The following is a 19028-nucleotide window of genomic DNA, read 5'->3' on the forward strand; positions in this document are numbered from 1 at the left end:
TCCGTGGCCCCGAGGGAAGTCACACGGCGAGGACGCCGCCGACGAAGGTGCGTTCCGGCGGTGACGCCACGAGTTCGACCATCGTGCCGGCGCGGAGGTCCTCGCCGACGATACGCGCGAGCGCATCGGTGAGCGCGGTACCGAGGCGCCCGGTGATCTCGGCCGCGTCGGGGCGGTCGAAGACGCCGGCCCGTACGCCCATGGTCACCGAGGCGTTGGTGTCGGCGGCCTTGCCGCCCTGCGCGAAACGGCCTGCGGGGACTCCGGCAAGGCGGACGCTCACGAGGTCGCGGGCCCATTCGCCGTAGACATCGACGACCGCGTCGGTCAGCGCGGCGACGAGCCCGGACTCCTTGCCGGTCAGCTTGCTCTCCGCGAGGTGGACGGTCAGATGAGGCATGAGTGAACCCCGTTCCCTTTGACAACAAAGCCTTTGTTCTCAAAGGTACTTGGGGAAGGCCGCCGATGTCCACGGAATCGGACCAGCCGACGGAAAGCCCCGAGCGGCACCGCCGCGACCGACCGCGGCGGGTGTCCAGTCCGCGCGGCCGAAGGGACGATTTCGGCCACGCGGACGGACATCGCCCGCCTTATCCGCGGCATCGCGGCGACACACCAACGGTGCGGGTAGCGTTCTGCCGCCCGCCGGATGTTCCTGTCGGCTTGCCCGGTTCGCGGCGGGCCGACGGCCGGGCGGGCGAGGCACGTGGAGCATGCGTGGGCGGATGGTGGACGCGGTGGGGAAAGCGGGAGGAATCGCGGGCGCCCGACGAGCACGCCCCGCCGTTCCGTGCGGAAGCTCCGGTACGCGAACAGCAGCACGCCGGCACCCGCGAAGGCTGGATACGGGATCCAAAGACCGGCCACATGACCTGGAGTTCCGCCGACTCCCCCGGGCAGTCCTCCCTCGACACCCACAACCGCTGGGCATCGTGGGGACGGTGGGAGCGCTTCCAGAAGCCGGAGGCGCTGGCCGCGTCATTCCTCGGCTCCGGGAGGGCTGAGGCGCTCGGCGAGCGCTTCGCGGCCACGAAAGAGGACCGGGCGTTCCAGCGAAAGCTGGCGCAGCGCGCCGGCAAGGCCCTGTCCGCGGCCTTCGACAAGCGCCACCGGAAGCCGGCGGCGACGAGTTCGCTGCGTCGTCAGACCGAGGCGAGCACCGCGCGGGAGGCGGCCGGCCGCGCCGCGGCGCAGGCGCAGAGCGGCTTCTACGCGTCCGACGAGGCGGCGATCGTCCGGGACTACCTCGACGCCATGATCGACCGGTACGGCGCCCGCGATCGCAACGCCCCGGGCCTGGACATGCTGGAGTACGCGCGCGGTCTCGTGGACACCGCCCATGGGGAACTCCACGCGAGCGCCGCGGCCAAGGTGCACTGGGCCGCGGCCGAGGCCCACGAGAACGTGTATGCGCGCTTGGCGGCGTCGTCGACCGATCTCGCCCCCGGCCGGGAACGCGCGTGGCTGCGGGAGGCGCAACACGCGGAAAAGCGCGGCGGCCCCGCGGCACGGGACGTCGTGGACGCCACCTGGGCCACGATGGTGTCCGCGTACGAGGCCGAGCAGGCCAAGGGCCGAACGGCGCGCCAGGACATCGAGGCGCGCCTGCGGCCGGACGAACGCCGCCGCGCCGCGACGGCCTACATGACCACGGCGCACCAGGTCGTCACCGGCGTCGCGGCGGGCGACCGGGACCAAAGCCTGACCGCGTTGCTGTCAACGGAACGGGCCGCCGCGCGGCGCACCCTGGAAGCGCTGCCGGCCGCACTGCCGGACGAAGCGTCCGTGGCGCTGGGCACGGCACTCGATGCGGCCGCCGGGTCCGCCGGATCCGCCGGGTCCGCCGGGGCGAGAGAGGCATCGGCGGTGTCGAAGCCGGCGACAGCCGCCGCGGTCCCGTCCGCGCACCCGGGTCGGACAGCTGCCGCCGGCCAGGGGTTGCGGACCGCGGAAGACGTGCGGGCCCTCGTCGCCGGATCGTCCGAGGAGCGTGGCGGTCCGCGGTCCGGACCGGCCACCGGATCGGCGCGGGCCCCCGACCCGGGCGCGAAGCCCGCCGCCGAGACGATCCGTCAGTCCGCCAAGGAGCTGTAGCGCTTCGGGCAGCCACCCGCATGCTCGGATGGCTGCCCGTGCGTTCCCCCGGATTGCTCCGTCGGGACCTCAGCTCACGTCAAGGCGATCCATGAACAAGCAGCCGGTCGTGTACTGCTCGAGTCCCGTCACCTTCTTGGCAGCCACCGGTCCGGCCATCGACTGGGAGTACACCCACACCGGGAGTTCCGCCGCCAGGACCCGCTGCAGGTCCGCGTAGGCCTTCTTCCGGACGGCGGGGTCGGCGCCGGCGCGTCCGGCCTGGAGGGCGGCGTCGGCTTCGGGGTTGCGCCAGCCTCCGTAGTTCATGGGGCTCTGCGACTGGAGCATGTTGAACACTTCGGGCTCCGGGTCGACGAGCCACTGCTGGAAGAGCAGCGACTGGAAGTCCTTGTTGATCGCGTACTTCACGATGTACGCGCCGATCTCCAGGGACTCGATCTTCATCGAGACGTTGCGGAACTCCTGCAACCGCGACTGGACGTACTCGGCGACCTTCTGCGAGTCGACGTTCTGCGGGATGAGGTGGGTGAAGTTCACCGGCTTGCCCTCGGCCGCGAGTTCGTCGAAGAGCCGTTGCGCCGCGGCCTTGTCCTGGGCCGGCTGGGACGCCGCCGGGTCGAAGAACGGAGAGGCCGGGTTGAAGTAGCCGGTCGCCGGCACATAGCCGTTGTGCAGCGTCGCCGGGATGTCCGCCGGGTCGAGCGCGAGGGCGATCGCCCGCCGGGCGCGCGGGTCGTCGAACGGCGCCCGGGTCGTGTTGAACAGGAACATCTGCCCGCCCAGATCCTTCTGGTGGAAGGTCTGGAGGTCCTTCTCCGCGTCCGTCAGGATCTCCGGGACGGCGGTCATGAACAGGTCGGCGCGGCCGGACCGCACGGCGTTGAGGTTCTGCTTGCCGTCCGGGGACGTCTTGACGGTGAGCTGCGCCAGCTTGGGCAGCCCCTTGTCCTTCTGCCAGTAGTGCGGGTTCCGGACGAACACCTGCTCGGCGCCGCGTGTCCAGGACTTGAGCATGAACGGGCCTGCGCCGACGGGTTGGGCCCCGGCCGCGTCGATGCCCTTGTCCAAGGCGGAGGGCGCCTCGATGTACGTGAGGTGCGTCGCGATCGTCCGGTCGAGGTTGGGGTTAGGTGCGGACGGGACGATGTCGAGCGTCGTCGCGTCGGCGACGGTGAGTTTGAGCCCTGCGGCATAGGCCGCGTGCACGGATTTGGTCTCCGGCTTGGTGTGCGTCTCCCAGTTGCGTTTGACGGCCTCCGCGTCGAACGCGGTGCCGTCGGAGAACAGCACGCCTGGGCGCAGCTTGAGCTGCCACGTCGCGCCGCCGTCCGCGGTCCGCAGGCTTTCCGCGAGGTGCGGCACGACGTTGCCGGTCTTGGGGTCGATGGTGAGCATCGGGTCGTACAGGGCGGCCAGGCGCGGCTCGTCGGTGACGGCGACGTAGGCCCGGCGGAAGGGGTCCAGTGAGGCCGAATCCTGGATCGCGAGCATCGTGAGGCTGCCGCCGTCGGACGAGGAACGCGAACCGCCCGAGCCGCAGGCGGTCGTGATCACGGCGAGCGCGGACAGCCCGGCGGCGAGGGCGGCGAGTCTTCGGCGGGGATGTGCTGCGGACTGTGCGAACAACGTGGCCTCCGCGGAGAGATCGGGGGAATGTTCGGGCAACGGGGTCCGGGGCGGGACCGGGGCGAGGAGTTCCGGGCTCAGTGCGCGACGGCGGGGTGCCGGTACAGGGCCGCCGCGTTGCCGGAGGTCATCAGCTCGATCTCGTCGTCCGGGACGCCGGCGAACTGCTCCGCGAGGACTTCCTGGCTGTGCGGCCAGGTGGAGTCGGGGTGCGGGTAGTCGGTTTCGACCATGATGTGGTCGACGCCGATGAGGTGCCGCAGCTGCATCGTCGCCGGGTCGGAGAGCACCGTGAAGTAGAAGTTGCGGCGCAGGATGTCGACGGGCGAGTGCGGCCCGAAGTCGGCGCTGTAGTCGAGGTCGCGGCCCATGAACGCAATCCGGTCGATGAACATCGGCACCCATCCGATGCCGCCTTCGGACAACGCGATGCGGATGTCCGGGAATCGCAGCGGGATGCGGGCGAAGAGCCAATCGGCGGCGGCCGCCATCGAGTTGATCGGGAAGAGGACCCCGAGCACCGCGGCCGTGGAGTCGCGGGACGGGACGATCGTCTCGGACGACGAACCGACGTGCAGGTTCACGACCGTGCCGGTCTCCTCGCATGTGCGGAAGAACGGGTCCCATGCGTCGCTGTACAGGGACGGCAGTCCGAGGCGCTCGGGGTTCTCGCTGAACGAGACGGCGACGAAGCCGCGTTCGGCGTTGCGTCGGATCTCCGCGGCGGCGACTTCGGGGTCGCCGAGCCACGGGATCTGGCAGGCGATGAACCGGCCGGGGTGGGGGGTGATCCAGGCGTCGAGCAGCCAGTCGTTGTAGGCGCGCACGGAGGCGAGGCCGAGGTCGCGGTCCTGCATACCGAGGAAGCGACGGCCTGCGAAGCCGAACGGTGCGGAGGGGAAGTTGAGTTGGGCGGCGATGCCGGCGGCGTCCATGACGCGGACGCGTTCGCCCGCGTCGTACGTGGCGGGGTGCAGTTCGTCGAAGTTGACGGGGCCGAGGTAGCCCTTGCCCGCTTCCCAGCCGCGGATGGCGTCGGAGCCCAGCAGGGGGACGCGTTCCTCGCCGAACACCCACCAGTCGTTGCCGAGTTCGTCGCGTTCGAGGTGCGGTGCGGCGTCCCGCATGCGGGCGGGGACGCGGTCGCGGAAGAGCTGCGGGGTCTCCATCAGGTGGTCGTCGACGGAGATGATGCGGAACCGGTTGGTGCCGGTGGGCGTGTCGCCGCGCAGCACCAGCTCGCCCTTCGGGCCGGCGTAGGCGAGGATGCGTTCGAGCAGGTCAGCCATGGGAGGCCTCCGGGGTTCCGGGCGGGGTGAGCAGGGTGCCGGGCAGGCGGTCCAGGCGGTCGGTGACCTGGGCGCCGTGCTCCCGGATGGGGACACCGGCCACGAGGATGTGGTCGATGCCCGAGGGCGCGTCGGCGACGAGGCGTTCGCCGTCGGCGGGCAGGTCGCGCACGCGGCGGGTCGGGCCCGGGGACAGGGCGGCGTAGTCGAGCACGACGAGGTCGGCGTGGGCGCCGGGGCGCAGTCGTCCGCGGTCGAGGCCGAGGACGTCGGCGATCTCGCCGGTGAGCTTGTGGACGCCGCGTTCGACCGGCATGACGTCCCGGTCGCGCACCCAGTTGGCGAGGAAGTCGGTGGGCATGACGGCGTCGCAGATCTGGCCGACGTGCGCGCCTGCGTCGGACAGGCCCATGATGCAGCCCTCGCTGCGGACGAGCTCGGTCACGCCGTCCTTGTCGTCGTTGGCGAAGGTGACGGTGAAGCGGCTCGCGAGGTCGTCGTCGAGGGCGAGGTCGCAGATGACGTCGAAGGGCGTGGTGCCGCGCTCGGCGGCGATCGCCGCGACGGGTGCGCCGACCAGGTCGGGGCGGGACGGCGAGGACGAGACGGTGATGGTCTGCCACCGCGGGTTGAGCCAGGTGCCGCTCTCGAACTCCGCCCAGGCGCGGGCCCGCCAGGCGTGGTCCCGGAAGACGTCGTGGCGGCGGTCGACCGGGACGGCGACGAGGTCGGCGAACGCGGGCAGCGCGTAGAAGGACGTCGGTTCGGCGACGGTGAATTCCTGGGTGATGGGGCGGCAGGTGACCTGCACCCAGACGTCCGCGCCGTCGCGGCGGCCTTGCAGGTGGTCGGCGAGCTTGTCCCGGTAGGGGGCCCGGGAGGCGGTGCCTTCCGGGTAGGTGAGGATGGACGTCCAGGTCAGTGGGCGGCCGAGGCGGCGCTGGAAGTCGTATACCCAGCGGTAGTTCTCCCCGGTCGCGATGTGCACGACACCGAGGCCGACCTCGGCGGTGACGGACGCGAGCGCTTCGACCTCCTCCTGCGTCGCGACCATGGACGGGACCAGGCGGCCGCCGTCGCCGAGGTGGAAGCCGGCGCGGTCGCTGGAGAATCCGAGGGCGCCCCCGCGCAGCGAGTCCGCGACCACGCGGCGCATCCGGACGAGTTCGTCGTCGGTGGCGGGACGTTCGTACGCCTCCTCGCCCATGACGTAGGTGCGGACCGCGGTGTGGCCGACGAACCCGCCGAAGTGGATCGCCGTGCCGCGCCGCCGCACGGCTGCCAGGTACTCGGGGTAGGTCTCGAAATCCCAGGTCACGCCGGCCGCGAGGGTCGGGCCGCGCATGTCCTCGACCATCTCCAACGTGCCCAGCAGCGACCGGCGGTCCTGCGGGCGGGCGGGGGCGAGGCTGTAGCCGCAGTTGCCGGCCACGACCCCGGTGACGCCGTGCCAGGACGACGGGGTCAGCAGGCCGTCCCACAGCACCTGCGGGTCGTAGTGGGTGTGGATGTCGAGGAAGCCCGGCACGACCAGACGCCCGGCGGCGTCGATCTCGTGCCGGCCCGTCACGGTGTCGGCGACCTCGGTGACGCGTCCGTCGCGGATGCCGATGTCGGCGCGGCGCGGGGGTCCGCCGGTGCCGTCGACGACCGTCCCACCGCGCACGGCGATGTCGTTGGTGCTCATGCCTGGGTCTCCTGGTCGTTGCGGTTTCAGGGGGCGCCTGCGCCGCAACGTAGCCGCAATAGATGCCTAAGGCAAGAGTTGCCGTAGGCATTCCATAGGCATGGATAGGCCTCGCCGACCAGGGGATCACCGACCAACCGGTACCGTTCTTCCATGGTCGATCGCCGTGCCCGCAGCATGTCGGACACTCCCCTCGCCGCCGCCGCGCCCGCCGCCGCCGGCCCCGGCGGCGAGGACCCCGGGGACCGGGTGATCCGGGCCATCCAGCAGTTCTCCCGCAGCCCGGCACACGTGGAACTGACGCGCGCGCTGTACCGCGCGGGCGGCAAAGAACTGACCCCCACCCAGGTCGACGCGCTGGAGACCCTCGCGTCACGGCCGGAGTGGCGCATGCACGAGTTCGCCGAGGCGCTCGACATCGACCGGGGCGCCACCAGCCGCACCACCGACCGCCTGCTCAGGCTCGGCCTCGCCGAGCGTCGCCCGGACGAGAACGACCGCCGCTACGTCGTCGTCCAGGCGACCGCAGCGGGCCGCCGCATCAGCCGGCGGATCCAGCGCGACCGCTACGCCCTCATGCAGGAGGTCCTCAGCGGACTCAGCGGCGACCAGCGCACCGACCTCGCCGACCTGCTGGAGTACGTGACCCAGGCCATGGAGGCGACCTTGAGCCGCCGAGCGCCCTCGGCCGACACACCGTAGGGCTCGGGCGCATACGCCTGCCACGCCCGTCGGAGATCAGTTCACGGGCAGGCAGTTGAGCAACGGCACTGACCTGCCGCTAATCTCCTCCGGCCAATCGTTTTTTCGGGAGGGGATTCGATGCGCGGTACGCGCTATACGCTCGGGTGCGCGGGGGCGGCCTTGGTGCTCGCGACGGGGTGCGGCTCGAACGATGGTTCGGGCACGGGAGCAGCACCTGTCGCGCAACGTACTCCGACTGTCGCAGCCGCCGCCGAACCTACGGCCCCGGCGACCAGAACCGCGAGTACCGCCGCCGCCGACTCTCCGGCAGCGGGCAACGCGGCGTCCCTCCCGGACCGGTACGACCCCACCCGCGACGCCGACGCCGATATCCGGGCGGCACTCGCGATCGCTGCCGCCGATGGCCGTTACGTGCTCATCGACTTCGGTGCCGATTGGTGCCCGGACTGCCGCTCCTTGCACACGCTCTTCGAATCGCCGCAGGTCGCCCCGGTATTGCAGAAGAACTACGTTCTGCTGGCCGTCGACGTCGGCCGCTTCGACCGCAACATCAAGCTGGCGAGCCGGTACATCGGGCTGGAGACCAGCGGTATCCCGGCCCTGGCCATCCTGAAGCCGGACGGCAGCGTGGTCACCGCGACCTCCGACGGTTCCTTCGCCAACGCGCGAGACCTGAACGCGACGCAGGTCGCCGCGTTCCTGACCCGCTGGGCCCCGAAGCCCCGATGAGCATCCCCCGGAGCCGCGTCGCGTCCGCCGCCGGCGCGGTCGGGACGGCCGTGCTGGTCCTAACCGGCTGCGGTCCGACGGACGTGTCCGACCCCACCGCACGTGCCGCGGCCGGCGGGGTCACCGTCACGGTCGAGTTGCACCGCACGTCCGCGAACGCGGCCGAACTGCGCGCCACGTTCCGCCCGGACCAGCCCGGATTCCACGTGTACAGCATCGACCTGCCCGACGAAGGAGTCGACGGCCTGGGTATCCCGACCCGGATCGGCGTCCGCGGCGCCAACACAGCCGACGGGCCGCCGACCGCGGATCAGCCGACCCGGCTGATCCGCCCGGCCGGCCTCCCGACGGAGATCCCGGTGTACCCGGACGGTGCGGTGACCTTCCGGCTGCCGGTGCACCTGAACGGCTCCGGGCCCATGGACGTGGTGGTCAGCTACGGCGCGTGCAGCGAATCTCGTTGTCTCATGCCGGTCACGAACAAGGCGATCCGTTTGGACCTCGAGGACCTCGAGGACCTCGACTGACCGTCGGCCCGGGCCAGGGGGATCTCTGGAACACAGCCTCGACACCGGCGGGCGGTCGTAGCGCCGTCCCCGGCCAGGAGTCTCTGCGGGGGCGGCAAGTTGCGGCGTTCGAGTGGTGATCGGCCGCGGAGCGGGAACACGGGCCGCAGAAGTCGGGCATGTCTCCCTGGACCTGCCATCGTGGCGACCAGGTTGCCGACGGAGCGGAGTACTTGGTGAGTGGGCTGTCGCCGGGCTTCAAGCGGTTTAATCGCAGCGACGACCCTCGGCTGCCCCCGGGGCAGTTTGTCGCGGACGGGTTCCCCGTGCTGTCGGCAGGGCCGACGCCGGTCATCGATCTGCAGCGTTGGCGCTTCACGGTCACCGACGTCCACGGTGACCGGCGGCAGTGGACCTGGGACGAGTACCAGCGCCTGCCCCAGGAGGACGTGCGCAAGGACATCCACTGCGTCACCCGCTGGTCGAAGTTCGACACAGTGTGGCGCGGGGTGTCGTTGGATGTGCTGTTGGAGGGCGTGGGCACGGACGTCGGCTACGCGATGGTCGAGTCGGTCGGCGGGTACACGACGAACGTTCCGCTGGCGGACATCACGGGCGGGAAGGCGTGGGTCGTCCACGAGTACGACGGCCGTCCTCTGACCGCGGAACACGGCGGCCCGGCACGGATGCTCATCCCGCACCTGTACTTCTGGAAGTCGGCGAAGTGGGTGTCGGGCGTGCGGCTCATGGCGCACGACCAGCAAGGCTTCTGGGAAGCCCTGGGCTACCACGACTACGGCGACCCGTGGCGCGAGCAGAGGTATTGGGGAGACTGACCGTGACCGGAGCGTGGTTGCGTGCCCGATTGGTCGACCGATTCCCCCAGACCGCAAGTGCGCGCACGTTGGTGTTCGCCGTGCCCTCGTGGCCAGGGCACCTCGCAGGCCAGCACGTGGATGTACGGCTCACCGCGGACGACGGCTACCAGGCGGTGCGCAGCTACTCGCTGTCGGCGCCGGCCGACGGAGAAAGCGCCGTGCAGATCTCGGTGCAGCCGGTGCCCGACGGTGAGGTGTCGCCGTACCTGGCGGAAGCGCTCCCGGTCGGCGCGGACGTGCAGGTGCGCGGGCCGCTGGGCGGCTGGTTCGTGTGGCGTCCCCAGTGGCGCGACCCGGTGATGCTGGTCGCGGGAGGGTCGGGCGTGGCACCGCTGATGGCGATGCTCAGGGCCCGCGAAGAGGCCTCCGGCCCGGCACCGTTCCGCCTGGTCTATTCGCTGCGCGACCCGGGCCAACGGTGGTTCGCGTCCGACCTGGACCGGATGGACGCGGACCGGACGGGGGCGAGCACTGCGTACGTATACACGCGCCGGCCGCCGGAGGGGTTCCCCCGGCCGGCCGGCCGACTGACGGCATCCGACCTGGACGTGACGGGTTGGCGGCCCGCCGACCGGCCATGGTGTTACGTGTGCGGGCCCACGGCCTTCGTCGAGCATGCCGCGAACCTGCTGGTCGGCCTGGGGCACGACCAGGCCCGCATCCGCACCGAGCGTTTCGGCTGAAGCGTCCGCCGCAGGTACCGGTGCGGTCAGGCGGACTTCAGGACTCGCCGCCCAGCCGGAAGCGCAGGGCGCCGCCGCTCCCGAAGTCCAGCCACAGCGTTTGGCCGTGCCGGGCGACGCGGAGAGCCACGTCGTGACAGTGCGGGCAGCGCGCGACGGCGGCGAGCCCCGCGTCGTAGACGTGCAGTGCGGCGACGGCCGCCTCGGTGCCGCAACCGGGGCAGCGACGCACGGCCATGGTGATGTCGGCGGTGAAGACGGCGGACAGCGGGCCCGCCAAGGCGTTGCCGTCATGGAAGGACGGTGCGGCCATCGGTCTCCCCCGTCGTCGGCGGTTCCGGCGCTCCGCCGGACGAGTCACAGGGGACAAACCTGCACCGCCGGCGGGCATCTTGGTAGGAAGGTTGACAGCCTCGGCAGCCTCCGAGCGGGACGCCTCGCGGCGTGTTGCCGGGCCTACGCCGAACGGCCGCAGTGGGCGGTGCCGAGAAGCCCGCCATGCGCATCGGCGATGATGCACCGCCCGCCACCGGCGCAGCCACCCGGTCCCTCCGCAACCTGGGAACTCCTGCGGGGGATGCCCCCAGCGGTTGACACCGAAGCCGCGGTCACGGGCCGCCGCCCGGTGTGGACTCTGCGGGATTCAGCTCTTTGTCGAGACTCACGGTCCCGTCGGTGTCCGCGCTTGGTGTGCGCTGGTACCCCTCGCTCCGGTAGAGGCCGATGTTGTAGGCGCTGCCTGCGCCCGTGAACAGCACGATGCGACGGCAGCCCGGCTCGGCGGCGGCTTCGGCCGCATGGAGCAGCCATCGGCCTACGCGTCGACCCCGAAGGTCGGGTACCACACCGAGCCGTCCGATGTGCCAGTCGGTTTCGAGGCGCCGGGCCCGGACGATGCCGAGGAGACGACCGTCCAGCCACAGCCCCAGGGTGTGCCAGGCCGCCAGCCAGTCGCGGACCTGCTCCGGGGACTCGTGCAGGGCGGGCACGTCCAAGGTGTCGTTGGCGAACGCCTCGTCCACCCAGCAGCATCGCTGAAGGACGGTGACCTCCGGGGCGTCGTCCGGAGTCAGCCGCCGCACATACGATCCCGGCACCGGGCCTGGCACCACGCCGGATCCCGCTCGCTCGCGCATCGGCCGCAAAGCCTGGGCAACGCGCACGAGTTCGTCCAGGACGCCGACGGCCGCCCGCGCGAGAGCAGGGTTCGGACGGATCCTCCCGTTGTCCGTCGCCTCGCCGATGCGGATGGCGACCGCGGCGCCCAGCGGCACCAGACGCAGCGTGGTCACCACTTGCTTGGCGTGCTGGACGGACCGGGTGCCCGCGGAGGTGTTGCCGTAGCTGACGAAGCCGATCGGCTTCCACGCCCACTCGCGGCTGAGGTAGTCCAACGCGTTCTTCAGGGTCGCGGGCATCCCGTAGTTGTATTCCGGCGTCACGACGATGAAGCCGTCCGCCGCGTCCACGATCGCGCTCCACCGCCGTGTGTGCTCGTGCCGGTAGATCCCCGACGCCGGATGCTGCTCTTCGTCGAGGAACGGCAGATCGAGGTCGCCGAGGGCCGTCGGCACGAGTTCGACGGCGAGTTCCGTCGCGCGAGGGGTGATCGTCTCGACCACCCACTCGCCCACTGCCGGCCCCAAGGCGCCCGGGCGGTTGCTGCATATCAGCACGAGGATGCGCACGGGTTTCGTTGACATGGAAACGAAAGTAGGCGGTATGTTGTTTACATGTCAACGAGAACGTCGGCGGCCGAGCCGGTGGAATGGCTGAACGCGAATGAGGACCGGGCATGGCGGGCCTTCCGCCGCCTGGTGATCGCCGTCCGGACAGGAACCGCGCGCGACTTGGCCGACGTCGGCCTCTCCGAGCCCGACTACGAGGTGCTCAGCACGCTGTCCGAGAGGCCCCAGCACACCAGCACCCTGCACGAACAGGCCGCCAAAATGGGCTGGTCGCGGAGCCGCCTCTCGCGACACGCCACCCGCATGGAAACCCGCGGCCTGCTGCGGCGCGCCCCCGACCCGGACGACGGGAGAGGCTGCCTCCTGGTTCTCACCGAAGAGGGCATGGACACGTTGACGAGCGCGGCCCCTGCCCATGTCGCGTCCGTGCGGCGCCACTTCGTCGACCGGCTCACCGCGGAGGATCTCGCCGCACTGGAGAACATCGCCCGGAAGCTCGAAGCACCCCGGTAGGACGCACCCCCACCGCCGGCCGCCCGGAAGACATCCCCGCCGGACGTATTCGGCGCGCGGCCCTACGATGGGGCACCGCCGCCAGGCGGACGATCCCTCAATGCGCCCTGTCAGACGGAAGGTTGGCCGCGTGACACGTCCCCGTGGCAACGACACTCCACAACGAGGGCCGCTTGCGGACTCCGGCTCCCGGGCCGCCCCACGTCACCGCATCGGGCCGGACGGCCGCCGCCGGTCCGCGGCACGTCCGGCCCCCGTCCACCGGCCCGGCTCCGCGCCCGACGTCGACGCGTGGCGCGACGTCCTGCGCGACACGATCTTCCAGTTGGACGCCACCCCACTCCGCCCGGCCGCCCCCAGCAGCTACACCGGTTGGGTCGACATCCACCACTTCGGCGCCGTCAGCATCAGCGATGTCGCCTCCGACCCGGTACGCGTCGCCCGCACTCCACGCCTCATCCGGCGAAACCCGGTCGACTTCTACCTCCTCCTGCTCGCCGTGCGGCCCAGCCAGGCCGCCATCGGCACCCACCACAACCGGCTGCGCCAAGGCGACGCCGTGCTGGTCGACTCGACCCAGCCCTACTCGCTCACCGCCGACGCCTTCGCCCACTACCTGTCCATACACGTGCCACGCGCCGCGGTCCGGCGGGACGTGGGTTCCCCACCCGCGCTCGGCCGCATCATCCCGGCCGAGGACCCGACGCTGCGGGTGCTCAACGCGGTCGTCACCGAACTCGTCCGCGGACCGCGCGGCCGCCCGCCCGAAACCCTTGCCGACCTCGGGCACACCGTGTACGAGCTGCTGGTGTCCACGCTCCGCACCGCCCCGGAAACCGGCACGTGGGGCTCCGGCGCGCAGCTGTCCCGGCGCGCCCAACTGGTACGCATGCGCGAGTTCGTCCGCATCCACCTGGCCGACCCGGACCTGTCCCCGAGAACGCTCGCCGCCGCATTCGGCGTCTCGACCCGCTACGTCGACCTCGTCTTCCGCGACGGCGGCAGCTCCCCCGCCGGATTCATCCGCGACACCCGCCTCGACGAAGCCCGGCGCAGGCTCGCCGACCCCCGGCAACGCCACCATTCCGTCACCTCGGTCGCGTGGTCCGTCGGTTTCACCGACCCCGGCGTCCTCACCCGCGGCTTCCGACGCCGGTACGGCACCACCCCGGGCGAGTACCGCCGGGAGACCCTCGCGGGAACAGCCGAGTAGCAGCCGAGCAACCCGCGCGGCCTTCCTCGGCGTCCGCGCACCGGGCGCCGCGGGCCCGGCTGTCCCCCCGCACGCAGCCGGCCTTCCCGCTCGGCCGCCGCCTCCTCGGCATCACGTGGTTCGGTCCCTGGTGTGGGCTCCCGCCGAAAAGCGTGCGCGAAAGGCCGGTCCGGCGTGCGCGGATCGCCGGTAGCCCGCAAGTAGCGCCTGCCATCGTCTTGGTGCCTGCCACGAGGTGCCCGGCAACCGGGCGCCGCGGCGCGTGATGCAGGCCGGTGGCCGCCGCCCAGGCCGAATCCCTCGGTTGATCCGCACGCCCGACACGCAGATGCCGCCGGTGTGCGCCACGAGGACATGGAGGACATGGAGGACATGGAGGTGTCCAGGATGATCCGAAGGAGCAGGTCGGGCCCGCACGGCCGGTCGGCGAGCCCGCGGTCCGTCGTGCTGCTTCTCGCCGCCGCGACTCCGCTGCTCGCGGCGACGCCCGGCGCCGCGGCACCCGAGACCGCCCAGGCGACGGCGACGGACAGCAGCTACAGCGCCCGCTACTTGGTGCGGCCCAATCCGCTGCCCTCGGTCAACGGGATGGCGCTCGACGGCCAGGGGCACCTGTACGTGGCCCAGGCCCTGGTGAACCGCATCACCCGCATCGACCTCGCCACCGGCGCCGCGGTGCGCATCGCCGACGACACCGACCCGGTGGGCGAGTCCCTGCAGTCCCCGGACGATGTGGCCGTGGGCCCCGACGGGAACCTCTACATCACCAACGCCCTGAAGAAGTCCGTCGTCCGCATGGCACCCGACGGATCCGGGCGGACCACCGTCGCCGCCGACGTGACGGACGGGATCACCGGGCCGAACGGCATCGCCTTCGCGCCCGACGGGCGGCTGTTCGTCAGCGACCTGGCGTTCGACCCCGCGCATCCGGGCGGACTCTGGCAGGTCGACCCGCAGGGCACCGCGGCCCCGGTCCGGATAACCGACCGGCTCCAGGTACCCGAGGGCTTCGGCATGGCGTCCGACGGCCTGGCCTACGTTCCCGAGTACTACGCCGGGCGGATCGCGGTCGTGGACCCGGGCGACCCTGCGTCCGTCACCCGGCTTCCCGCCGTGTTCTCCGGCATGGTGTCGGCCGTGAAGGTGACGCCGAAAGGCCTCGACCCGGCCGAACCGCTCGTCGTCGTCGAGAACCTCCCGGGCCGGGGCAACGTCTGGCGCGTGGACCGGACTTCCGGCGAGAAGACGCTGCTCGCCACCGGATCCGGGGCCGCCTTCGACAACCTGGTGATCGATCCGCGCGACGGCGCGATCTACGTCTCGAACTTCGTCCAGGGCGGCGTCCAGCGGGTGGACCCCCGCACGTGCGGCCTGACGCAGGTCTTCCCCGCCGGGGCTCTGGCCACCCCGACCTCGTTGAGCCTGAATGCCGACGGTTCGCTCCTCGTCGCGGGCGGCACCTCACTCGCGTCGGTGAACTCCCGCGGCCAAGTGACCACGCTGTCGCAGTTCCTCGTCGACGGGAACCAAGGCGTCACCCCCGGCGCCGTGCGGATCGGCGACACGGTCTACTACACCGACTGGCTCGACTCGTCGCGCCCCGGCCGCCTGATGAAGCGCGACCTGGCCACCGGAGCCCAAAGCGTCGTCGCGAGCGGGTTCGCCATCCCCTGGCACGTCCGGCAGGGCCCCGTCGGCACGCTGCTCCTGACCGACGAAGTCCTGGGCACCGTCTACCGGATCGACCTGGCCACCGGGACGAAGACCGTGATCGCCACCGGACTCGCCTCCCCGGCCGGTCTCGCCTACGACCCGGGCACGCAGCAGGTCTACATCGCGGAAGCCGGCGCCGGACGCGTCGTCGCGGTCCCGGCCCAAGGCGGACTCCTCCGCACGGTCGCCGACGGCCTGGCCAAACCCGAAGGCGTCACCCTCGACCACCAAGGCCGGCTCCTCGTCGTGGACGCCGCGGGCGCCGCCCGGGAGAACGCCGACCTGCCCGGCAGCCTGATCCGCATCGTCCCCGGAACCAAGAGCCGGACCACGCTCGCGACCGGGCTGCCCACCAAGCTCACCGGAATCACACTGATCCCCGGGTTCACCTACACGTCCGACGTCGTCGCACGTCCCGACGGCTCGATCGTGGTGAGCGGCGCCGCGGACGGCTCGCTCATCCAACTCTCCCGCAGCCGCTGACCCCGGGCCCGCAGCCACTGACCCCGGGTCGGCGAATCGGCGGCAGCGACCGGATCGCGTCGACGATCCCACGACACGGCACGCGGCCGGCGCCGGGACGAGGAACCCCGGCGCCGGCCGCGTGCCGTCGTCACCCTCTGCGGCCGTCAGCCGCCGTGGTGGCCCGAGCCCATCTCCGGCATCATCTCGGGCATGCCGTGGTGCCCGCCGTCGACGTTGGCGCAGACGTTGCCGAAGGCCGGGTTCAGCAGGCCGATGACGTTGACGGTGTTGCCACAGATGTTGACCGGAACGTGGACCGGGATCTGGACGACGTTGCCGGACAGCACACCCGGCGAGCCGACCGCCGCGCCGTTCGCGTCGGCACTCGCGAACGCGGCACCGGAGCCGGCCAGAACCAGGGCGGCAACTCCACCGGCGACGACCGCCGCCTTCTTGATGACCTTCATGGCATCTCCCATTTCCCGTCGGGGCGGCGCCGTTCGACGCCTTCCCGGAGGAAACGACGACGGGAGCGCCCCGGTCACCGTCGGCGCCGACACGTCACCCGGACGCCCGGCACATCGCCATCCGTACGACGGAACAGCGCACGCCGGGGCAATCCGCGCCACGGCCGGCAACGAATACCCGCCCCTGGTGAGGTGAACGACGCGCGCGCGGTGCGGTCGGTGCCCGGTTCGCCGGCACGACCAGCCCGGAACGAAGACAGTCAGCGCACCGCGCGCTCGCGCACGCCGACGGCGTCCGCGAACCGCCCGGTCGGGAGGCGCGAGACGGCAGCAGCGTCGGCAGCATGCGGCGCCATCACTCGACGCGCGTGCCCGCGGAGTCTTCGTCGCCGGGAATGTGGATGTCGGTGACGGCGATGTTGACCTCGACGACCTCCAGCGAGGTCATCCGCTCGATGGCGGAGACGACGTTCTCGCGTACTTCGTAGGCAAGTTCGCCGATCGCCACGCCGTACTCGACGACGATCTCCAGGTCGATCGCGGTCTGCTTCTCGCCGACCTCGACCTTGACGCCGCGGGTGACGCTGGGACGTCCGCCCGGGACCCGGTCGCGGACGGCGCCGAGCGCCCGGGTGAGGCTGCCGCCGAACGCGTACACGCCGGGCACCTCTCGGGCGGCCATCCCGGCGATCTTCCCTACCACCGGGTCGGCGATGGACGTACGGCCGCGGTCTGCCGGGACGGCGAACGCCGGCACGGCGACCTCCTGCCCCGTCTGCGCGGCGACGGCCGGGCTCCGGTCCTCGGGGCGGCGCGCGGACGGGGTCGAAGCGGCGGTGTCGGTCTTCGTCGCGGTGCTCACAGTCGTCCTCCTTGTCGCGGGCCGGCGACGGCCCGGTCCGGTGATGTCCAGTACCCCTTGGACACGCCGGCCGCGGATTCCTCACGCACCCTCGCGAACTTGTTTTCCGCTCCACCCGATCGGCGCAGCGGGAACAACCGTGCCCCGACGTCAGCGTGGCGCCGCGAGCACCGCGGTCACCACGACGCCGACCGCCACCAGCTCCGCACGAGGGCCTGCAAGCGGCTCCACGAGCGGCTCTTGCCCGCTCCCGTCCGGGCAGGCCGGCATCGCGGACCGCAGGCCGCCGACGACAGCCGCACGCACCGCACCGGCGACGGACGCCACGTGGTGGCCCTCGTACACGGCGAGGTGGATGCGGACGTGCCAGCCGCCCTCGCGGGTGGTGACGGTGACCCCCGCCGCCTGATCCGGAACGCGCCGCGCACGCCGCACGTCGCCGCCGCGGACACCGGGGCTGAGGTAGGCGACTCCCGGTACGCGGCGCGCCGCCTCGGCGGCGGCCAAGGCCAGCCTGCGAGCCGGCCCGGGGGTGGTCGGCGCAGGGGTGTAGCGCAGGGTCATCGCAGTATCCTCCGGGGCGGGGCAGACGGCGGTTCGTCACGCAGTTCCACGACCGCCACATCGACCGCCGCCACGTCCATGCCCAGATGGCGGTCGGCGGTCTCCAGGACGCGCAGTCGCACCCGCTCGGCGGTATCGGTCAGGGACGGTACGGACGTCACGGCGATCTCGATGCGGACCCGCAGCGGTTCACGCGGCAGGCGCTGTGCCGGATGCGCGCGGTCGGACCCGCCCGACGGGCGGATCCGGCAACTCCCCGCCCACACACCCGGTTCGCGTTCCGCGGCAGCCCGCAGCACGCGCGCCGCGGCGGCCTCGGTGATCCAGTCGTCGGACTCCCCGGGTGTCCCGGGCTCCTCCCCGGGGTGCCCCTCCCCGCCGGAACCGGTCTCCGCAATGCCGAGCGGTACCAGGGGGCCGGGGCGCAGTTCGGTGCGGACGACGTCCATGACCCGGGCGGCGAAGTCCGCCTGCCGTGCCTCGTCGGGGCGACCGGGTGCCATGGCCTCGGCGACCACGACGTGCAATGCCTCCATGCCCGACACGGCATCGACGCAGTCCGGGCACGTACCGTGGCCTGCGGGAGGCCGGCCGGTGTCCCACAGCTCGGCGAGCGACGCCCCACACGGCAGGACTTCGTCGTCGTCACCCGGTGCCGGGTGCGGTTCTAGCGCCATGGCTGCATCGCCTCCATCAGGCCGCGGCGGGCGCGGAACAGACGGCCGCGTACCGCCGGTTCCGCTATGCCGACGACATCGGCGATCTCCTCGTACGACATTCCGTGCAGCTCCCGCAGTACCCAGCATGCACGCTGATCCGCGGTGAGGGCGGCAAGTGCCACGTTCAGCGCCCTTGCGGACGCCGCGGACTCGGCGGCGCGCGGCGGGTCGAGCGCGGGGTCGGCCATGGGCGGTTCCGGGGCCGCGTCGAGAGGACGGGTCGCAGGCCGCGCACGCAGGATGTTCAGGCAGCGGTTGGTGGTGATCCGGAACAACCACGTCCCGAACGCCGCCTCGCGACGGAACTCGGGCAGCCGCCGCCACGCCGTGACCAGCGTGTCCTGAACCGCATCCTCCGCCTCGGCCGCACTACCCAGCAGCCGGGAGGCCAAGGCAAGCAACTGAGGCGCATGGCCGCGCACCAACACCTCGAACGCGGCGTCGTCACCCTCCACCGCACGCGTGACCAAAAGCCCTTCCGGCGTCGCCGACTCCCCGGCCTGGCCGCCCTCCACGGGGACTTCACCCGGCGCAGGGTCCTCATGGGCGTTGCCGTGCATCCGTCTCCCGGTTCCGAACGCGGACTTGCAGCCTAGGGCAACAGCCCCCCGACTCCGCCGAAAC

20 protein-coding genes are annotated in these 19028 nt (G+C 71.8%); 9 read left to right on the top strand and 11 right to left on the bottom strand.

Going from position 1 to position 19028, the window contains the following annotated elements; translation table 11 throughout:
• Nucleotides 1-19 precede the first annotated feature (19 nt).
• Entirely contained in the window at nt 20-400 is a 381-nt protein-coding gene (locus tag ACPA54_RS02245) for a tautomerase family protein (RefSeq protein WP_423526203.1), read from the bottom strand.
• A 467-nt stretch (nt 401-867) separates the two neighbouring features.
• On the opposite strand from ACPA54_RS02245, the gene ACPA54_RS02250 reads away from it, so the two are divergent.
• Entirely contained in the window at nt 868-2094 is a 1227-nt protein-coding gene (locus ACPA54_RS02250) for a hypothetical protein (protein ID WP_423526205.1), read from the top strand.
• 69 nt (nt 2095-2163) lie between these two features.
• Here the strand turns inward: ACPA54_RS02250 and ACPA54_RS02255 are convergent, their stop codons facing one another.
• The 3 genes from ACPA54_RS02255 to ACPA54_RS02265 form a co-directional block, all read right to left on the bottom strand.
• The gene (locus ACPA54_RS02255; RefSeq protein WP_423526207.1) at nt 2164-3723 is read right to left on the bottom strand and encodes an ABC transporter substrate-binding protein; all 1560 of its coding nucleotides are present in this window, start codon (nt 3721-3723) and stop codon (nt 2164-2166) included.
• A 77-nt stretch (nt 3724-3800) separates the two neighbouring features.
• The gene (locus tag ACPA54_RS02260; RefSeq protein WP_423526209.1) at nt 3801-5012 is read right to left on the bottom strand and encodes an amidohydrolase family protein; all 1212 of its coding nucleotides are present in this window, start codon (nt 5010-5012) and stop codon (nt 3801-3803) included.
• A complete protein-coding gene (locus ACPA54_RS02265) occupies nt 5005-6699 on the bottom strand; it encodes an N-acyl-D-amino-acid deacylase family protein (RefSeq protein ID WP_423526210.1) in 1695 nt (564 codons plus the stop codon). The genes ACPA54_RS02260 and ACPA54_RS02265 overlap by 8 nt, the downstream gene beginning before the upstream one ends.
• Before the next feature lie 153 nt (nt 6700-6852).
• On the opposite strand from ACPA54_RS02265, the gene ACPA54_RS02270 reads away from it, so the two are divergent.
• The 5 genes from ACPA54_RS02270 to ACPA54_RS02290 all read left to right on the top strand — a co-directional run bounded on the left by ACPA54_RS02270 (nt 6853) and on the right by ACPA54_RS02290 (nt 10200).
• On the top strand, nt 6853-7401 hold the full coding sequence (locus ACPA54_RS02270; RefSeq protein WP_423526212.1) for a MarR family winged helix-turn-helix transcriptional regulator: 549 nt from the start codon (nt 6853-6855) through the stop codon (nt 7399-7401).
• Nucleotides 7402-7521: 120 nt separating this feature from the next.
• The gene (locus ACPA54_RS02275) at nt 7522-8133 is read left to right on the top strand and encodes a thioredoxin family protein (protein ID WP_423526214.1); all 612 of its coding nucleotides are present in this window, start codon (nt 7522-7524) and stop codon (nt 8131-8133) included.
• On the top strand, nt 8130-8660 hold the full coding sequence (locus tag ACPA54_RS02280; RefSeq protein ID WP_423526216.1) for a hypothetical protein: 531 nt from the start codon (nt 8130-8132) through the stop codon (nt 8658-8660). The genes ACPA54_RS02275 and ACPA54_RS02280 overlap by 4 nt, the downstream gene beginning before the upstream one ends.
• A 215-nt stretch (nt 8661-8875) precedes the next feature.
• The gene (locus tag ACPA54_RS02285) at nt 8876-9475 is read left to right on the top strand and encodes a sulfite oxidase-like oxidoreductase (RefSeq protein ID WP_423526871.1); all 600 of its coding nucleotides are present in this window, start codon (nt 8876-8878) and stop codon (nt 9473-9475) included.
• A complete protein-coding gene (locus tag ACPA54_RS02290; RefSeq protein ID WP_423526873.1) occupies nt 9472-10200 on the top strand; it encodes a ferredoxin reductase in 729 nt (242 codons plus the stop codon). Before ACPA54_RS02285 ends, ACPA54_RS02290 begins: the two co-directional genes overlap by 4 nt.
• A gap of 37 nt (nt 10201-10237) precedes the next feature.
• Here ACPA54_RS02290 and ACPA54_RS02295 read toward each other — a convergent pair whose 3' ends face one another.
• Both ACPA54_RS02295 and ACPA54_RS02300 read right to left on the bottom strand, forming a co-directional pair.
• On the bottom strand, nt 10238-10513 hold the full coding sequence (locus ACPA54_RS02295; protein WP_423526217.1) for a DUF6510 family protein: 276 nt from the start codon (nt 10511-10513) through the stop codon (nt 10238-10240).
• A gap of 295 nt (nt 10514-10808) precedes the next feature.
• A complete protein-coding gene (locus tag ACPA54_RS02300; RefSeq protein WP_423526219.1) occupies nt 10809-11903 on the bottom strand; it encodes a GNAT family N-acetyltransferase in 1095 nt (364 codons plus the stop codon).
• Between the two features lie 30 nt (nt 11904-11933).
• Here ACPA54_RS02300 and ACPA54_RS02305 point away from each other — a divergent pair, with 30 nt between their 5' ends.
• The 3 genes from ACPA54_RS02305 to ACPA54_RS02315 all read left to right on the top strand — a co-directional run bounded on the left by ACPA54_RS02305 (nt 11934) and on the right by ACPA54_RS02315 (nt 15810).
• Entirely contained in the window at nt 11934-12401 is a 468-nt protein-coding gene (locus tag ACPA54_RS02305) for a MarR family winged helix-turn-helix transcriptional regulator (RefSeq protein ID WP_423526220.1), read from the top strand.
• Between the two features lie 130 nt (nt 12402-12531).
• Entirely contained in the window at nt 12532-13614 is a 1083-nt protein-coding gene (locus ACPA54_RS02310; RefSeq protein WP_423526222.1) for an AraC-like ligand-binding domain-containing protein, read from the top strand.
• 387 nt (nt 13615-14001) lie between these two features.
• Nucleotides 14002-15810 (top strand): hypothetical protein, encoded by a 1809-nt coding sequence (locus tag ACPA54_RS02315; protein ID WP_423526224.1) that lies wholly within the window; start codon nt 14002-14004, stop codon nt 15808-15810.
• A gap of 146 nt (nt 15811-15956) precedes the next feature.
• Here ACPA54_RS02315 and ACPA54_RS02320 read toward each other — a convergent pair whose 3' ends face one another.
• From ACPA54_RS02320 to ACPA54_RS02340, 5 genes are all read right to left on the bottom strand, one after another.
• Nucleotides 15957-16259, bottom strand: a complete 303-nt coding sequence (locus tag ACPA54_RS02320; RefSeq protein ID WP_423526226.1) for a chaplin — start codon at nt 16257-16259, stop codon at nt 15957-15959.
• Between the two features lie 355 nt (nt 16260-16614).
• On the bottom strand, nt 16615-17121 hold the full coding sequence (locus ACPA54_RS02325; RefSeq protein WP_423526228.1) for an Asp23/Gls24 family envelope stress response protein: 507 nt from the start codon (nt 17119-17121) through the stop codon (nt 16615-16617).
• A 150-nt stretch (nt 17122-17271) separates the two neighbouring features.
• On the bottom strand, nt 17272-17685 hold the full coding sequence (locus ACPA54_RS02330) for a hypothetical protein (protein ID WP_423526230.1): 414 nt from the start codon (nt 17683-17685) through the stop codon (nt 17272-17274).
• The gene (locus tag ACPA54_RS02335; protein WP_423526232.1) at nt 17682-18362 is read right to left on the bottom strand and encodes an Asp23/Gls24 family envelope stress response protein; all 681 of its coding nucleotides are present in this window, start codon (nt 18360-18362) and stop codon (nt 17682-17684) included. The genes ACPA54_RS02330 and ACPA54_RS02335 overlap by 4 nt, the downstream gene beginning before the upstream one ends.
• Nucleotides 18353-18964, bottom strand: a complete 612-nt coding sequence (locus ACPA54_RS02340) for an RNA polymerase sigma factor (RefSeq protein WP_423526233.1) — start codon at nt 18962-18964, stop codon at nt 18353-18355. Before ACPA54_RS02340 ends, ACPA54_RS02335 begins: the two co-directional genes overlap by 10 nt.
• Nucleotides 18965-19028 lie beyond the last annotated feature (64 nt).

It is taken from the genome of Uniformispora flossi (genome assembly GCF_049534875.1).
Lineage (GTDB): Bacteria > Actinomycetota > Actinomycetes > Streptomycetales > Streptomycetaceae > Yinghuangia > Yinghuangia aomiensis.

Coding starts and splice junctions, on each gene's coding strand:
- ACPA54_RS02275 (WP_423526214.1), top strand. CDS start 7,522: ATGCGCGGTACGCGCTATACGCTCGGGTGCGCGGGGGCGGCCTTGGTG.
- ACPA54_RS02335 (WP_423526232.1), bottom strand. CDS start 18,362: ATGGCGCTAGAACCGCACCCGGCACCGGGTGACGACGACGAAGTCCTG.
- ACPA54_RS02245 (WP_423526203.1), bottom strand. CDS start 400: ATGCCTCATCTGACCGTCCACCTCGCGGAGAGCAAGCTGACCGGCAAG.
- ACPA54_RS02315 (WP_423526224.1), top strand. CDS start 14,002: ATGATCCGAAGGAGCAGGTCGGGCCCGCACGGCCGGTCGGCGAGCCCG.
- ACPA54_RS02260 (WP_423526209.1), bottom strand. CDS start 5,012: ATGGCTGACCTGCTCGAACGCATCCTCGCCTACGCCGGCCCGAAGGGC.
- ACPA54_RS02295 (WP_423526217.1), bottom strand. CDS start 10,513: ATGGCCGCACCGTCCTTCCATGACGGCAACGCCTTGGCGGGCCCGCTG.
- ACPA54_RS02270 (WP_423526212.1), top strand. CDS start 6,853: ATGGTCGATCGCCGTGCCCGCAGCATGTCGGACACTCCCCTCGCCGCC.
- ACPA54_RS02340 (WP_423526233.1), bottom strand. CDS start 18,964: ATGCACGGCAACGCCCATGAGGACCCTGCGCCGGGTGAAGTCCCCGTG.
- ACPA54_RS02305 (WP_423526220.1), top strand. CDS start 11,934: ATGTCAACGAGAACGTCGGCGGCCGAGCCGGTGGAATGGCTGAACGCG.
- ACPA54_RS02250 (WP_423526205.1), top strand. CDS start 868: ATGACCTGGAGTTCCGCCGACTCCCCCGGGCAGTCCTCCCTCGACACC.
- ACPA54_RS02330 (WP_423526230.1), bottom strand. CDS start 17,685: ATGACCCTGCGCTACACCCCTGCGCCGACCACCCCCGGGCCGGCTCGC.
- ACPA54_RS02280 (WP_423526216.1), top strand. CDS start 8,130: ATGAGCATCCCCCGGAGCCGCGTCGCGTCCGCCGCCGGCGCGGTCGGG.
- ACPA54_RS02265 (WP_423526210.1), bottom strand. CDS start 6,699: ATGAGCACCAACGACATCGCCGTGCGCGGTGGGACGGTCGTCGACGGC.
- ACPA54_RS02320 (WP_423526226.1), bottom strand. CDS start 16,259: ATGAAGGTCATCAAGAAGGCGGCGGTCGTCGCCGGTGGAGTTGCCGCC.
- ACPA54_RS02300 (WP_423526219.1), bottom strand. CDS start 11,903: ATGTCAACGAAACCCGTGCGCATCCTCGTGCTGATATGCAGCAACCGC.